Here is a 12,842-nt window from a genome sequence, read left to right as displayed (position 1 = left end):
TACGGCGTATGGCGCTCACTTGTACGGTGTACAGGATCAGCCCTTTACACCGTACAAGGAGCCCCTCGCATGACGGCGACCACGGCCGCGAGCGACCGGAAACCCACCACCGGCGGCCACCCGCAGCGCTGGCTGATCCTCGGCGTGATCTGCCTCGCCCAGCTCACCGTGCTGCTCGACAACACCGTCCTCAGCGTCGCGATCCCGTCCCTCACCAAGGAGCTCGACGCCTCCACCGCCGACATCCAGTGGATGATCAACGCGTACTCGCTCGTCCAGTCCGGACTGCTCCTCACCGCCGGCAACGCCGCCGACCGCTACGGCCGCAAGAAGATGCTGCTCACCGGCCTCGCGCTGTTCGGCATCGGCTCGCTGGCCGCCGGACTCGCCCAGTCGTCCGCCCAGTTGATCGCCGCCCGCGCGGGCATGGGCGTCGGCGGGGCGCTGCTGATGACCACGACCCTCGCGGTCGTCGTCCAGGTCTTCGACGACACCGAGCGCGTCAGGGCCATCGCCCTGTGGTCCACGGTCAGCTCGCTGGGCTTCGCGGCCGGGCCGCTGCTGGGCGGGTTCGTGCTCGACCACTTCTGGTGGGGCGCGATCTTCCTGATCAACATCCCGGTCGCGGTCCTCGGCCTGTTCGCGGTCGCCGCCCTCGTACCGGAGTCCAGGCACAAGCAGGGCGACCGGCCCGACCTCCTCGGTGCCGTGCTGTCCACCATCGGCATGACGGCGATCGTGTACGCGATCATCTCCGGCCCCGACCACGGCTGGACGTCCGGCCAGGTGCTCCTCTCCGCCGCGATCGGCGTGGTCGTGCTCGCCGGCTTCGCCGTGTGGGAGCTGCGCACCCCGTACCCCATGCTCGACATGCACTTCTTCCGCAACCAGCGGTTCGTCGGCGCCGTCGCGGGCGCCATCCTGGTCGCCTTCGGCATGACCGGCTCGCTGTTCCTGCTCACCCAGCACCTGCAGTTCGTGCTCGGGTACGGTCCGCTCGACGCGGGTCTGCGTACGGCGCCGCTCGCCCTCACCGTCGTCGTGCTGAACCTCACCGGCGTCGGCGCGCGGCTGCTGCCCAAGCTCGGTACGCCCTGGACCATCGCCATCGGCATGGCCCTGGTCGCCGCCGGCCTCGCCGCGATCGCCGTCCTGGGCGGGACGCACGGGTACGGCGGCATGCTGCTCGGGCTCGTCGTCATGGGCGCGGGCGTCGCCCTGTCCATGCCCGCCATGGCCAACGCCATCATGAGCGCGATCCCGCCGGAGAAGGCGGGCGTGGGCGCCGGCATCAACGGCACGCTCGCCGAGTTCGGCAACGGGCTGGGCGTCGCCGTCCTCGGCGCGGTCCTCAACTCCCGTTTCGCCGCGCTCGTCTCCGTATCGGCCGCTTCCCTGCCCGCCGCGCTCGCGGCGGCCGACGGGCCGGCCGAGAAGGCCCGGATCGCCGACGCGTTCGCCACCGGGCTGGAGACCAGCCAGCTGGTCGGCGCCGTGGCGGTGCTGGCCGGCGGCCTGTTGGCGGCGGTGCTCCTGCGGCGCGCGGAGGGGCGGCGGGCGTAGCACCGGCGGGCACAGCAGTGACGGGCTGGCGGCGGTGGGCCCGGGAGCCGCGGGTCTGCCGGCCGCGTGCCTGCCGCCGCGGGTCTGCCGGCCGCGGGCATAGCATCGGGGGCCAGGAACGAGGAGGAACGCCCATGGTGTCGGCAGCCGACCGCGCGAAGCACCCGGCCCGCGCGAGCGTGTGGCTGGAGGGCGGCAAGGCCGCGCGGTCGGCGGGCCGCAAGGCGGAGCAGCCTTCCGGCCTCGACCGGGACCGCATCACCGCGGCGGCGGTCCGGTTGCTGGACGCCGAGGGGCTGGCCAAGTTCTCCATGCGGCGGCTCGCGGCGGAGCTGAACGTCACGGCGATGTCGGTCTACTGGTACGTCGACACCAAGGACGACCTGCTGGAGCTCGCGATCGACGCGGTGTTCGGGGGACTGGACCTGCCCGAGCCGGCCGCCGACGGCGACGACTGGCGCGGCCGGCTCCGCGCGCTGGCCGTCGGCTACCGCTCCCTGCTGGTCCGCCACCCGTGGGTGTCCCCGCTGATCGGCCGGTTTCTCAACATCGGCCCGCACTCGATGGCGTTCGCGCTCTGCGTCCAGCAGGTCATCGGCAACACGGGCCTGCCCGCGCACGCCCAGACGGGCGCGACGCAGGCGGTCTTCCAGTTCGTGTACGGCTTCGGCACCGTCGAGGGCCAGTTCATGCAGCGGTGCGCGAGCGCGGGCATGAGCCAGGACGAGTACTTCCGTGAGGCGATGGCCACGATCTACGAACAGCCGGGGTACGAGCAGGACTTCCGGCGCGCCACGGAACTGATGGAGGCCCGCGGCGGCGACACCGTGGAGGAGATGCGCGAGCGCGACTTCGACTTCGGGCTGAAGCTCCTGATCGCCGGCATCGAGGCGATGACCCGGGCCTGTCCCTAGGTCTGCGGAAGCTCCCCCTGCACCGCCTGGATGTCGAGCTCCACCCGCAGTGTCGTGCCGATCGCCGAGATGCCCGCCTGGACGACCTGGTTGTAGTTCATGGCGAAGTCCTCCCGGCGCAGCTCCGCCGTCGCCCGGAACGCCGCGCGCACCCCGCCCCACGGGTCGGGCCCCGTGCCGAGGTACGTGAGGTCGAGGTCGACGTCCCGCACGACGCCGTGGAGGGACAGGGCGCCGTGCACGGTCCAGCGGTCGGGGCCCGCGGGGCTGAGGCCGTGGCTGCGGTAGGTGATCTCCGGGTACGTGTCGACGTCCAGGAAGTCGGGCGACTTCAGGTGCTTGTCGCGCAGCGCGTTGCCCGTGTCGATGGACGCCGCCGAGATCACCGCGTCCACGCGCGAGGCGCCGAGGTCCGGGGAGATCTCGATCCGGCCGCCGAAGTCGGTGAACCGGCCGTGCACGCTGGAGATGCCCAGGTGCTGCGCGACCGCGCCCACGGACGAGTGCGCCGGGTCCAGCGACCAGGCGCCCGGCGGCGGGAGTTCCACGCCGCCCGCCCGCGCCAGGACGACCGTGCCGACCTCGGCGCGCCCGCCGGCGCCCACGAGTGCCGTACGCGCGGCCGGGGCGTATCCGACCGCCGTCACGATCACCGTGTACGGTCCGGGCGCGAGGGGCGTGTCCGCGACGACGGCTCCCTCGGAGTCGGCGCCGGCCCGCAGCACCTGCGCGCCGGTCATGTCGGTCACGGTCACCACGGCGTGCTGGACGGCCCAGCCGTCGCGGGTGCGTACCTGTGCGTGCAGTGCCATTCCCGTATCTCTCCTCGTACGAAAGCGGGGCGGCAGGCCGTCCCCTGCCTGCCGCCCCTTTCATCGGGTGCCTCCGCTCGAAGCACCCGAGCTGTGGGTCACTCGCCGGGGTGGGCCAGCTCGATGTCGTGGCCGTCGACTCCGTGCCCGGCCACCGTCAGGGAACCGGCCACCGGCGGGTAGCCGGTCGCGATGACCGTGTACTCGCCCGTGTCGAGGTCGGCGAACCCGTACGCGCCGTCCTCGCCGGTCGTCGCCGTCGCGACCACGTTCCCGGCCGCGTCGACGAGTGTCACCCGCGCGTCCGCCAGCGGGCGGTGGTCCGCCCCGGCGCGTACCGTGCCCTGGAGCCGCGCCCCGGACTGCAGCAGCGCCTCCACCCGGGTCACGCCCTGGCCGCCGATCTCGACCGGCAGGGCGAGCGGCCGGTAGCCGTCGGCGTTCACCGCGACGGTCACGGCGCCCGGCACCAGCTCGGCGAAGGCGAACGTGCCGTCCTGCGTGGACTTGCCGGTGGCGAGCACATCGCCGCGCACATCCGTGACGATCACCATCGCGCCCTCGACGGGCTCCCCGCCCTCGGCGGCCTTCACGGCGCCGACGAGCCCGCTCGTACCGGAGAGGAGGATGTCGTACGCCAGTGCCTCCTCCGCCACCACGACCGTGGACGCCTGCGGCTGGAAGCCGTCGGCCGAGGCGATCAGGACGTACGAGCCCGGGCCCGGCGCGTCCAGCGTGTACGCGCCGTCGGCCTGGGCGACCGCGCGGCCCAGCTGCCGCCCGGCGAGGGAGATCAGCGTGACCGCCGACCGGGCGACGGGCGTGCCCTCCGCGGTGCGGACGGTGCCGTGGACGGGGGTGCCGGCGGCAGCCGTCACGACGACGGGTGTCTCCGGTGCCGCTTCCGGCGTCACGTCGGGCTCCGGCTTCACGTTGCTCTTCAGCGCGACCTCCTTGATGAACAGCGTCACGAGGAAGGCGAGCAGGGCGAAGGGGGCGGAGTAGAGGAAGACGTCGGCCACACCGTGTCCGTACGCCGTCTCCATGACCGTACGGAACGGGGCCGGCAGCGCGTCCAGGTCGGGGATGCCCCCGCCGGCCGTACCGCCGTGGCCCATGGCCGCGCCCCCCGGGCCCAGGTCGGCGAGGCCGTCCTGGACGTAGTGGGTGACCCGGTTGGCCATGACCGCGCCCAGCGCCGAGACGCCGATGGCACCGCCGAGGGACCGGAAGAAGGTGACGACGGACGACGCCGCGCCGAGGTCGGAGGGCTCGACCTGGTTCTGGGTGCACAGCACGAGGTTCTGCATCATCATGCCGATGCCCAGGCCCATGACGGCCATGAAGACCGCGATGTGCCAGTACTCCGTGTCGTACCGGATGGTGCCCAGCAGCCCGAGGCCCGCCGTCACCAGCACACCACCGCTGACCAGCCACGCCTTCCAGCGGCCCGTCTTGGTGATGACGAAGCCCGAGACGGTGGAGGACAGGAACAGGCCGCCGATCATCGGGATGGTCATGACGCCCGACATCGTCGGCGACTTGTCGCGCGCCAGCTGGAAGTACTGGCTGAAGAAGACCGTGCCGGCGAACATCGCCACACCGACGAAGAGCGAGGCGACCGAGGCGAGCGTGATGGTCCGGTTGCGGAACAGCCGCAGCGGGATGATCGGTTCGCTCGCCCTGGACTCGACGAGCAGGAACAGCGCACCGAGCACGACCGAGCCGCCGACCATGGTGTACGTCTGCCACGACGCCCAGTCGTACTTGTCACCGGCGAAGGTGACCCACACCAGCAGCAGCGAGACCGCCGCGCTGATGAAGAACGCGCCCGACCAGTCGACCTTGACCTGCCGCTTGACGACCGGCAGCTTGAGGGTCTTCTGGAGCACGATCAGCGCGATGACGGCGAAGGGCACGCCGACGTAGAAGCACCAGCGCCAGCCGAGCCAGTCGGTGTCGGTGATGACGCCGCCGAGCAGCGGGCCGCCGACGGTGGCGACGGCGAACGTGGCGCCGAGGTAGCCGCTGTAGCGGCCGCGCTCGCGCGGGGAGATCATCGCGGCCATCACGATCTGCGCGAGGGCGGACAGACCGCCGACGCCGATGCCCTGGACGACGCGGCAGGCGATGAGCATGCCGGCGCTCTGGGAGAGGCCGGCGACGACCGAGCCCAGCACGTAGATGACCAGGGCTATCTGGACGAGCAGCTTCTTGGAGAACAGGTCCGCGAGCTTGCCCCACAGCGGGGTGGTCGCGGTCATCGCGAGCAGCGCGGCCGTCACGACCCAGGTGTAGGCGCTCTGGCCGCCGTCGAGGTCGGTGATGATCTCGGGCAGGGCGTTGGAGACGATCGTCGAGGACAGGATGGCGACGAACATGCCGAGCAGCAGCCCGGAGAGCGCCTCCATGATCTGCCGGTGCGTCATCGGCGCGCCGCCACCGTCACGGGTCTTGGCGTGGCCGCCCCGCACACCGGCTGGTGTGGTCGTAGCCATGTACTTCCTTTACTTGCGTACGGGCGTGGGCTTACGTACGGGCGTGGGCCCGGCAGTCTCCGAAGGAGTCCCGGAGGCGGGCGAGCAGTGCGGTCAGCTGTCCGACGTCGTCGTCGGACCAGTCCTTGAGGGTGCGGGCGAACATGTCCGCGCTCCGGCGGCCGAGGTCATGGAGCATGGCCTGGCCCGCCGGGGTCAGCCGCAGGAGGCGGGAGCGCTTGTCGTCCGGGTCGGGCAGCCGCTCGATCCAGCCGCGCTCCACGACGTGCGCGACATGACGGCTGGTGACCGACATGTCGACGGCGAGCAGCTCGGCGAGCCGGCTCATCCGCATGTCGCCGTGGTGGGCGAGGAGGGACAGCACGGCCGCCGATCCGCCCGGGCACTCGGCGGGCAGGGCCCGGGAGAGTCCGCGCTTGACGGCGCCGATGGCGCTCAGCTGCCGGGCCAGCTCTTCGTACTGACTCCGCTCGGCCATGGGCACCCCCACACATCTTGTTGCTTAGGGCAACCATAGACAAGGTTGGTTGCTACAGGCAAACTAAAAAGGGGCGAAGGTGCCTAAAGGTCTGGCAAAGCGAGGCGAGGGTTGGGCGGCGGGGCCAGGTTCGCTAGGGTCCTGCCCCATGGCACACAACCCCCAGGGCCCGGACGGCAACTACGACCCGGCGGGCAGCACGCAGATGTTCCGCGCCTTCGTCGACGAGGGCACGCCGCAGCGGCAGCCGCAGGTGGCGGCCCAGTCGGGGCCGCGGGTCGGTCTGATCGCCGGCGTGGTCGCGGTCGTCGTGATCGTCGCCGCGGTGGCCTGGCTCGCGCTCGGCTGACTTCTTCGCTCAGGTCCAGGACGCGGTGACGTCCTGGGTCTCGACACGCATGCCCAGCGGTACCCGCCAGGCGTCCACGCACACCGTGTACGCCTGTCTCCGCGCCGCGCCCGCCGCGATCGGTGCGGGCAGCGGCTGAGCCGACTCGACGGTCGCCCAGTCGACGCCGAGCGCCCCGATGATGTGCGTCGCGAAGGTGACGGTGCCCGAACGCACCGGTGAGCCGCCGGAGTTGCGGAACTCCACCGTCACCTTCTCGCACCAGCGCCGGTCCGTGGGTGCGCGGAGCGGTGCGCCGACGGTCAGGGCGGCGGGGCCGGCCGGCGGGGTGGTCCCAGGGGCCGGCTGCGGCGGTGCCGGTGTGGGCGCCGGTGTGGGCGTCGTGGGCGTGGGCGGGCCGGTCCCGGGCCCGGCCGGCTGGACGGGTGCCGACGAGGACGCCCCCGAGTGCGCCCCCGAGGGCGCCGCCGGTGACCGGGTGGGTCCGGCCGGCGACGGCCGTGACGGAGACGGAGACGGACGCGTCGCGCTCGACGGCGTCGGCGGTACGCCCGACGGCGGTACGGGCGGCCCGGACGGCGCCCTCGTCCCCGTACCGGACGATCCACCGCCGTCCAGCGGTACGAGCACGACCTCGCCCGACGGCGGGACCGGTCCCGAGCCGCCGGGGCGGCCGACCGCCCCGGTCGCCACGCGGCCTTCCCCGGCGCCGTTCCCGCACGCGGTCAGCGCCCCGCCCAAGCAGAGCGCCACCGCCACCAGCCCAAGTCGACGCGTCATCGCGCCAGTGTGGCTGACGAACCGTCAGTTATGAAGCCTCATGCGGCCTGCGGTCTCAGTCGGAGATGAGCCCCTCGCGCAGCTGCGCGAGCGTCCTCGTCAGCAGCCGCGAGACGTGCATCTGGGAGATGCCGACCTCCTCGCCGATCTGCGACTGCGTCATGTTGGCGAAGAACCGCAGCATGATGATCTGCCGCTCGCGGGGCGGGAGTTTGGCGAGGAGCGGCTTGAGCGACTCGCGGTACTCCACGCCCTCCAGGGCGCTGTCCTCGTACCCGAGCCGGTCCGCCAGCGAGCCCTCGCCGCCGTCGTCCTCGGGGGAGGGGGAGTCCAGCGACGACGCCGTGTAGGCGTTGCCGACCGCGAGGCCGTCGACCACGTCGTCCTCCGACACGCCCAGCACGGCGGCGAGTTCGGGAACGGTCGGCGACCGGTCGAGCTTCTGCGCCAGCTCGTCGCTCGCCTTGGTGAGGGCCAGGCGCAGCTCCTGGAGCCGGCGCGGCACGCGCACCGACCAGGAGGTGTCGCGGAAGAACCGCTTGATCTCACCGACGACCGTCGGCATCGCGAACGTCGGGAACTCCACGCCCCGTTCGCAGTCGAACCGGTCGATCGCCTTGATCAGGCCGATGGTGCCGACCTGGACGATGTCCTCCATCGGCTCGTTGCGCGAGCGGAAGCGGGCGGCCGCGTACCGCACGAGGGGCAGGTTCAGCTCGATGAGCGTGTCGCGGACGTAGGTGCGCTCCGGGCCGTCCACGCCTTCGGCGTCCAGGGCGGCGAGCCGCAGGAACAGGGAGCGGGACAGAGTGCGGGTGTCGATGGCCTCCGACGTGGTGTCGGGAGCCGTTGCGGGACCGCTCTGCGCGGGTACGGGCACGGGCGCCGGTACGGACTCCGGCAGGGAATCCGGCAGGGAATCCGGCACGGACACGGGCACGGACGCCGGCACGGGCGTGAGCGTGAGCACCTTCGAGCTGCCCTGTTCTGCGGACATGCCACCCCCTTGAGGTCGCGGACGGTCGCGTGGGCCGCGACCATCGGAGGAACGCAGCCTCCACCTGAATACCGGAGCCGAGACTGCGGCAAACGCGGTTCCAGCAGAATGTCACATGTCGGCAACACGCTGTAGTGACTTGTCGACAAGAATGCCGCAAAAATGCGCAGGAAACAGGGGTGTGGGGCTTTTGGACCGCTCGATCCAGGGCTGAACGGGTCTACCCGATCAGGTTACGCATCGATTCGATTTGCGGATCTCAGACGGGCGAAGCTCCGTGCCAGGAGCCTTGACACATGCATCTGGGAGACGCCCAGTTCCTGGCTGATCTGCGACTGGGTCAGGTTGCTGTAGTAGCGCAGCATCAGGATCCGCTGCTCCCTCTCGGGCAGCTGCACCAGCAGGTGCCGTACGAGATCCCGGTGTTCCACCCCGGCCAGCGCGGGGTCCTCGTAGCCGAGCCGGTCCAGCAGTCCCGGCATCCCGTCGCCCTCCTGGGCGGCCTCCAGGGAGGTGGCGTGGTACGAGCGGCCCGCCTCGATGCAGGAGAGCACCTCGTCCTCGGAGATCTTCAGCCGCTCGGCGATCTCGGCGGTCGTCGGCGACCTGCCGTGAGCCGTCGTCAGGTCCTCCGTGGCGCCGTTGACCTGCACCCACAGCTCGTGCAGCCGGCGCGGTACGTGGACGGTGCGGACGTTGTCGCGGAAGTACCGCTTGATCTCGCCGACGACGGTCGGCATCGCGAAGGTGGGGAACTGCACCCCCCGGTCCGGGTCGAACCGGTCGATCGCGTTGATCAGCCCGATCGTGCCGACCTGGACGACGTCCTCCATGGGCTCGTTGCGGGACCGGAAGCGGGCGGCGGCGTACCGCACCAGCGGCAGGTTCGCCTCGATGAGCGCCCCGCGCACCCGGGTGTGTTCCGGAGTGCCCGGCTCCAGCGTCTTGAGCTGGCCGAACAGGACCTGGGTGAGCGCTCGGGTGTCGGCCGCCCGCCCCTGTGCCTTGGTGCGGGCCTCCGACTCGTTCTGGGGCGGCACCTGTTGAGGCGTCGTACTGGCCGGCACGTTCACGCCACCCCTTCGCGGTCGATCTCGCGGTCAATTACGGTCAACTCATCCGTCAAAAGCGGTCATAGCATCACAAGACATGTCCACTGTGTGCAAGCACCTGATAACGTCGTGTTGTCGACGTAGGCACAGCGAAAAGCCCCGCACCACTGGGGTGCGGGGCTTCGCCGTGGTGTACGGGATCAGAACTCGTAGTCGGCGATCACCCATGTGGCGAACTCGCGCCACTGGCCGGCGGCGGCCTGGTGGGCCGGGTGCTCGATGTACCGCTTCAGCGCGTCCTTGTCCGCGACCGCCGAGTTGATGGCGAAGTCGTACGCGATGTCCCGGTCGGTGATGTTCCAGGCGCACTCCCAGAACTCCAGCTCCGGGATGACGTCGCCGAGCGCCTCGAACGCCTTCACGGCCTCGACGACACGCGGCTCGTCGCGCCGCACTCCGTCGTTGAGCTTGAAGAGGACCAGGTGGCGGATCACAGCGGACTCCTAATTGACGAGCTCGGTCATGAAGTCGCCGACGCCCTGCGCGGCGCTCGAAATGCCCTCGAACCCTACTCCCACGAGGTCGGCGGCACGCTGGGGGGAGTTGATGATCGTGTACAGCACGAAGACGACGAGGACGTACAGCGTGATCTTCTTGGCCTGCACCATCGACCCTGTCTCCCCGTCTCTCCCCTGCGATTCCCTGCGATCCCCTGGGCGGTCGGGTGAGTCTAACCGAGCCTCCAAGGACCAAGGCCCCTCCCATCCGGGCCTTTTGCCGGTCCCGCCCGGGCGGGAGGCGCGGGAGCATGGAGGGTGAGCCCGGCGGACCTGGCAGGAATCCGCGGGGCGAGTGAACCGGCCCCCACTGCGGAGCCCGTGCCGCGCGCTTCCCCCCGAGAGCGGCTCGGGCTTGCGGGACCGGTCCTCACCGGGGGAGCGGCTTGTCCCCCCGATGCCGCTCCCCGTACGCGAAGGGCCCCGACGCGATGCGTCGGGGCCCTTCACACAAGAGCGGTAGCGGAGGGATTTGAACCCTCGGTGACTTGCGCCACACTCGCTTTCGAGGCGAGCTCCTTCGGCCGCTCGGACACGCTACCGAGAGAGAGCTTAGCCCAAAGGTGCCGCTACGAAGAAATCCGTAACCAGCGGCGGTGCGCGGCTACGGCGACGGACCCGTCAGCACATGTCAGCGGTCGCGGAAGAACCGCGTGAGGAGCGCCGCGCACTCCTCCGCCAGCACTCCCTGGACCACCTCGGGCCGGTGGTTGAGCCGTCTGTCCCGTACGAGATCCCACAGCGAGCCCACCGCGCCCGCCTTCTCGTCCAGTGCCCCGAACACCAGCCGGTCCACCCGGGACTGCACGAGCGCGCCCGCGCACATCACGCACGGTTCCAGCGTGACGACCAGCGTGCAGCCCGTCAGCCGCCACTCCCCGACCGCCGCGGCCGCCCGGCGCAGCGCCAGCACTTCGGCGTGCGCCGTCGGATCGCCGGTCACCTCGCGTTCGTTGTGACCGGCGCCGAGCACGCGGCCGTCCGGGGACAGGACGACCGCGCCGACCGGCACGTCGCCGGCCCGCGCGGCTCGCTCGGCCTCCTCCATGGCGCGGCGCATCGCCGCCCGCCATGGCTCCCGGACGGGGTCGGGAGTGGTGGGTGCGGGTGTCGGTGCGGGGTGCACTAGCGGACGGCCTCCAGCACCTCCGCGGCGCCGAGCGCGTCCGCGATCTCGGACAGCGCGTCGGTGTCGAGCGCCAGCAGTTCCTTCTCCGACAGGCCCAGGTCGGCCAGGACCAGCCGGTCGCCGACCGGCTCCGCGGGCACGGCCTCGGCCGTCACCGCCGATTCCTCCTCGTCGTCGTCCTCGACCGGCTCCCCGTCCTCGGTGCCGTCGAGGTCCAGCGCGTCCAGGTCGGGGCCGTCGTCCTCCTGGTCGTCGCCCAGCAGTTCCTTGGTGAGGATCTCCCCGTAGGAGGAGCGGGCGGCGGCCGCTCCGTCGGAGACGTAGATGCGAGGGTCGTCCTCACCCTCCACGCGGACGATGCCGAACCATGCGTCCTCCTGCTCGATGAAGACGATCACTGTGTCGTCGTCCACCGAGGCATCACGGGCCAGCTCGGTCAGATCCGACAAGGTCTCCACATCGTCGAGCTCTGTGTCGCTCGCTTCCCACCCGTCTTCGGTGCGCGCGAGCAGTGCGGCGAAGTACACCGTGACTCTCCCACTGATCAGAGGTGTGACGATCGGGCGGCACGCTCCTGAATGCCCCGCCCACTCGGCATCGTGGCAGATGCGAGGCCCTCAGGAGAGGTGTTCCGCTCTTGCGTCGTGCACCAGTCTGAGTCCGATCCCTGGTCCGTGTCACCAGCGGATCGCCGCGGGATCGCTCCGGAATCGCGCGTGCGCCGCCGCCGGATCGCCTCGCGCCACTCGCGCGGCAGGCCGCCCGGCCCTCCGGGGGTCACCAGCGGAACGTACGCATACGCATCTGCTGGCGCATCCTCGCGGCTCTCGCGCGACGCGGCTGGACGCGGTCGCGCAGCGCTTTGGCCTCGTTCAGTTCGCGCAGGAACTGGGCGCGGCGGCGCCTGCGCTCGGCGTCGCTCTCCTGGCGGTCCGGCGCCCGGCCGTCCTGCTCCCGCTCCGGATCTTCCGCTTCCGGCATCGCGACCACCCCCAGGCTGGGTCCGTCCACCCCACCTTCCCTCCGCGGCGGGGGTTGATGCCAGTGCGGGCTACTGTTGAGGACATGCGGATCCACGTCGTCGACCACCCGCTGGTGGCGCACAAACTCACCACGCTGCGCGACAGGCGCACCGACTCCCCGACCTTCCGGCGGCTCGCCGACGAGCTGGTCACCCTGCTCGCGTACGAGGCCACCCGGGACGTGCGCACCGAGCAGGTCGACCTCGACACCCCGGTCACCCGGACGACCGGCGTCAAGCTGTCGAGCCCGAAGCCGCTGGTGGTGCCGATCCTGCGGGCGGGCCTCGGCATGCTCGACGGCATGGTGCGGCTGCTGCCGACCGCCGAGGTGGGCTTCCTGGGCATGATCCGCAATGAGGAGACGCTGGAGGCGTCGACGTACGCCACCCGGATGCCGGAGGACCTCTCCGGGCGCCAGGTGTACGTCCTGGACCCGATGCTGGCCACGGGCGGCACGCTGGTCGCCGCCATCCAGGAGCTGATCAAGCGCGGCGCGGACGACGTGACGGCGGTCGTGCTGCTGGCGGCGCCCGAGGGCGTCGAGGTCATGGAGCGGGAACTGGCGGGCACGCCGGTCACGGTCGTCACGGCCTCGGTCGACGAGCGCCTCAACGAGCACGGCTACATCGTCCCGGGCCTGGGCGACGCGGGCGACCGGATGTACGGGACCGCTGACTAGCGGCAGGCAGGG

Annotated in this window: 16 protein-coding genes and 1 tRNA gene; 5 read left to right on the top strand and 12 right to left on the bottom strand. The window is 71.3% G+C overall.

The window, feature by feature from the left end:
• The first annotated feature begins 69 nt into the window (after positions 1–69).
• Positions 70–1,563, top strand: coding sequence for an MFS transporter (locus tag AMK26_RS21680; RefSeq protein ID WP_073756395.1), 1,494 nt, complete (start codon positions 70–72; stop codon positions 1,561–1,563).
• Between the two features lie 134 nt (positions 1,564–1,697).
• Positions 1,698–2,477 (top strand): TetR/AcrR family transcriptional regulator, encoded by a 780-nt coding sequence (locus tag AMK26_RS21675; protein ID WP_073756394.1) that lies wholly within the window; start codon positions 1,698–1,700, stop codon positions 2,475–2,477.
• On the opposite strand, the gene AMK26_RS21670 is transcribed toward AMK26_RS21675, so the two are convergent.
• The 3 genes from AMK26_RS21670 to AMK26_RS21660 all read right to left on the bottom strand — a co-directional run bounded on the left by AMK26_RS21670 (position 2,474) and on the right by AMK26_RS21660 (position 6,265).
• Positions 2,474–3,289 carry a YceI family protein gene (locus tag AMK26_RS21670; RefSeq protein WP_073756393.1) on the bottom strand — a complete coding sequence of 272 codons (816 nt, stop codon included), beginning with the start codon at positions 3,287–3,289 and terminating at the stop codon, positions 2,474–2,476. The genes AMK26_RS21675 and AMK26_RS21670 overlap by 4 nt on opposite strands.
• A gap of 98 nt (positions 3,290–3,387) precedes the next feature.
• Positions 3,388–5,787: an MFS transporter gene (locus AMK26_RS21665; protein WP_073756392.1), complete on the bottom strand. Its 2,400-nt coding sequence runs from the start codon at positions 5,785–5,787 to the stop codon at positions 3,388–3,390.
• A gap of 31 nt (positions 5,788–5,818) precedes the next feature.
• The gene (locus AMK26_RS21660) at positions 5,819–6,265 is read right to left on the bottom strand and encodes a MarR family winged helix-turn-helix transcriptional regulator (protein ID WP_073756391.1); all 447 of its coding nucleotides are present in this window, start codon (positions 6,263–6,265) and stop codon (positions 5,819–5,821) included.
• Between the two features lie 148 nt (positions 6,266–6,413).
• On the opposite strand from AMK26_RS21660, the gene AMK26_RS21655 reads away from it, so the two are divergent.
• The gene (locus AMK26_RS21655) at positions 6,414–6,614 is read left to right on the top strand and encodes a hypothetical protein (RefSeq protein WP_073756390.1); all 201 of its coding nucleotides are present in this window, start codon (positions 6,414–6,416) and stop codon (positions 6,612–6,614) included.
• Positions 6,615–6,623: 9 nt separating this feature from the next.
• Here the strand turns inward: AMK26_RS21655 and AMK26_RS37940 are convergent, their stop codons facing one another.
• A complete protein-coding gene (locus AMK26_RS37940; RefSeq protein ID WP_241838012.1) occupies positions 6,624–6,866 on the bottom strand; it encodes a hypothetical protein in 243 nt (80 codons plus the stop codon).
• A 109-nt stretch (positions 6,867–6,975) separates the two neighbouring features.
• Between AMK26_RS37940 and AMK26_RS37935 the strand changes: the two genes are divergently transcribed.
• Complete coding sequence (locus AMK26_RS37935; RefSeq protein WP_241838011.1) at positions 6,976–7,428, top strand: hypothetical protein; 453 nt, start codon at positions 6,976–6,978, stop codon at positions 7,426–7,428.
• Positions 7,429–7,449: 21 nt separating this feature from the next.
• Here AMK26_RS37935 and AMK26_RS21645 read toward each other — a convergent pair whose 3' ends face one another.
• The 8 genes from AMK26_RS21645 to AMK26_RS21615 form a co-directional block, all read right to left on the bottom strand.
• Positions 7,450–8,391: an RNA polymerase sigma factor SigF gene (locus AMK26_RS21645; protein ID WP_073756388.1), complete on the bottom strand. Its 942-nt coding sequence runs from the start codon at positions 8,389–8,391 to the stop codon at positions 7,450–7,452.
• Between the two features lie 233 nt (positions 8,392–8,624).
• Entirely contained in the window at positions 8,625–9,431 is an 807-nt protein-coding gene (locus AMK26_RS21640; RefSeq protein WP_073756387.1) for an RNA polymerase sigma factor SigF, read from the bottom strand.
• Positions 9,432–9,643: 212 nt separating this feature from the next.
• Positions 9,644–9,937, bottom strand: a complete 294-nt coding sequence (locus AMK26_RS21635; protein WP_073756386.1) for a Dabb family protein — start codon at positions 9,935–9,937, stop codon at positions 9,644–9,646.
• Between the two features lie 9 nt (positions 9,938–9,946).
• Positions 9,947–10,111 carry a hypothetical protein gene (locus tag AMK26_RS37370; protein ID WP_198944136.1) on the bottom strand — a complete coding sequence of 55 codons (165 nt, stop codon included), beginning with the start codon at positions 10,109–10,111 and terminating at the stop codon, positions 9,947–9,949.
• Between the two features lie 346 nt (positions 10,112–10,457).
• Positions 10,458–10,542: transfer RNA gene (locus AMK26_RS21630), tRNA-Ser, on the bottom strand.
• An 89-nt stretch (positions 10,543–10,631) separates the two neighbouring features.
• Positions 10,632–11,060 carry a tRNA adenosine(34) deaminase TadA gene (tadA, locus tag AMK26_RS21625; RefSeq protein WP_079277744.1) on the bottom strand — a complete coding sequence of 143 codons (429 nt, stop codon included), beginning with the start codon at positions 11,058–11,060 and terminating at the stop codon, positions 10,632–10,634.
• Positions 11,061–11,125: 65 nt separating this feature from the next.
• Positions 11,126–11,656 carry a tRNA adenosine deaminase-associated protein gene (locus tag AMK26_RS21620; RefSeq protein ID WP_073756384.1) on the bottom strand — a complete coding sequence of 177 codons (531 nt, stop codon included), beginning with the start codon at positions 11,654–11,656 and terminating at the stop codon, positions 11,126–11,128.
• Positions 11,657–11,906: 250 nt separating this feature from the next.
• Entirely contained in the window at positions 11,907–12,110 is a 204-nt protein-coding gene (locus AMK26_RS21615) for a hypothetical protein (RefSeq protein ID WP_073757038.1), read from the bottom strand.
• An 84-nt stretch (positions 12,111–12,194) separates the two neighbouring features.
• Here AMK26_RS21615 and upp point away from each other — a divergent pair, with 84 nt between their 5' ends.
• On the top strand, positions 12,195–12,830 hold the full coding sequence (gene upp / locus AMK26_RS21610) for a uracil phosphoribosyltransferase (RefSeq protein ID WP_073756383.1): 636 nt from the start codon (positions 12,195–12,197) through the stop codon (positions 12,828–12,830).
• The last annotated feature ends 12 nt before the right edge of the window (positions 12,831–12,842 follow it).

Source organism: Streptomyces sp. CB03234 (assembly GCF_001905885.1).
Taxonomy (GTDB): domain Bacteria; phylum Actinomycetota; class Actinomycetes; order Streptomycetales; family Streptomycetaceae; genus Streptomyces.
This window is presented reverse-complemented; position numbering and strand designations above follow the sequence as displayed.

What these genes read in the sequence shown, in the direction of transcription:
- AMK26_RS21645 (WP_073756388.1), bottom strand. Translation starts at nt 8,391, where the DNA reads ATGTCCGCAGAACAGGGCAGCTCGAAGGTGCTCACGCTCACGCCCGTG.
- AMK26_RS21655 (WP_073756390.1), top strand. Translation starts at nt 6,414, where the DNA reads ATGGCACACAACCCCCAGGGCCCGGACGGCAACTACGACCCGGCGGGC.
- AMK26_RS21615 (WP_073757038.1), bottom strand. Translation starts at nt 12,110, where the DNA reads ATGCCGGAAGCGGAAGATCCGGAGCGGGAGCAGGACGGCCGGGCGCCG.
- AMK26_RS21660 (WP_073756391.1), bottom strand. Translation starts at nt 6,265, where the DNA reads ATGGCCGAGCGGAGTCAGTACGAAGAGCTGGCCCGGCAGCTGAGCGCC.
- AMK26_RS21665 (WP_073756392.1), bottom strand. Translation starts at nt 5,787, where the DNA reads ATGGCTACGACCACACCAGCCGGTGTGCGGGGCGGCCACGCCAAGACC.
- AMK26_RS37370 (WP_198944136.1), bottom strand. Translation starts at nt 10,111, where the DNA reads ATGGTGCAGGCCAAGAAGATCACGCTGTACGTCCTCGTCGTCTTCGTG.
- upp (WP_073756383.1), top strand. Translation starts at nt 12,195, where the DNA reads ATGCGGATCCACGTCGTCGACCACCCGCTGGTGGCGCACAAACTCACC.
- AMK26_RS21675 (WP_073756394.1), top strand. Translation starts at nt 1,698, where the DNA reads ATGGTGTCGGCAGCCGACCGCGCGAAGCACCCGGCCCGCGCGAGCGTG.
- AMK26_RS21680 (WP_073756395.1), top strand. Translation starts at nt 70, where the DNA reads ATGACGGCGACCACGGCCGCGAGCGACCGGAAACCCACCACCGGCGGC.
- AMK26_RS21670 (WP_073756393.1), bottom strand. Translation starts at nt 3,289, where the DNA reads ATGGCACTGCACGCACAGGTACGCACCCGCGACGGCTGGGCCGTCCAG.
- tadA (WP_079277744.1), bottom strand. Translation starts at nt 11,060, where the DNA reads ATGCGCCGCGCCATGGAGGAGGCCGAGCGAGCCGCGCGGGCCGGCGAC.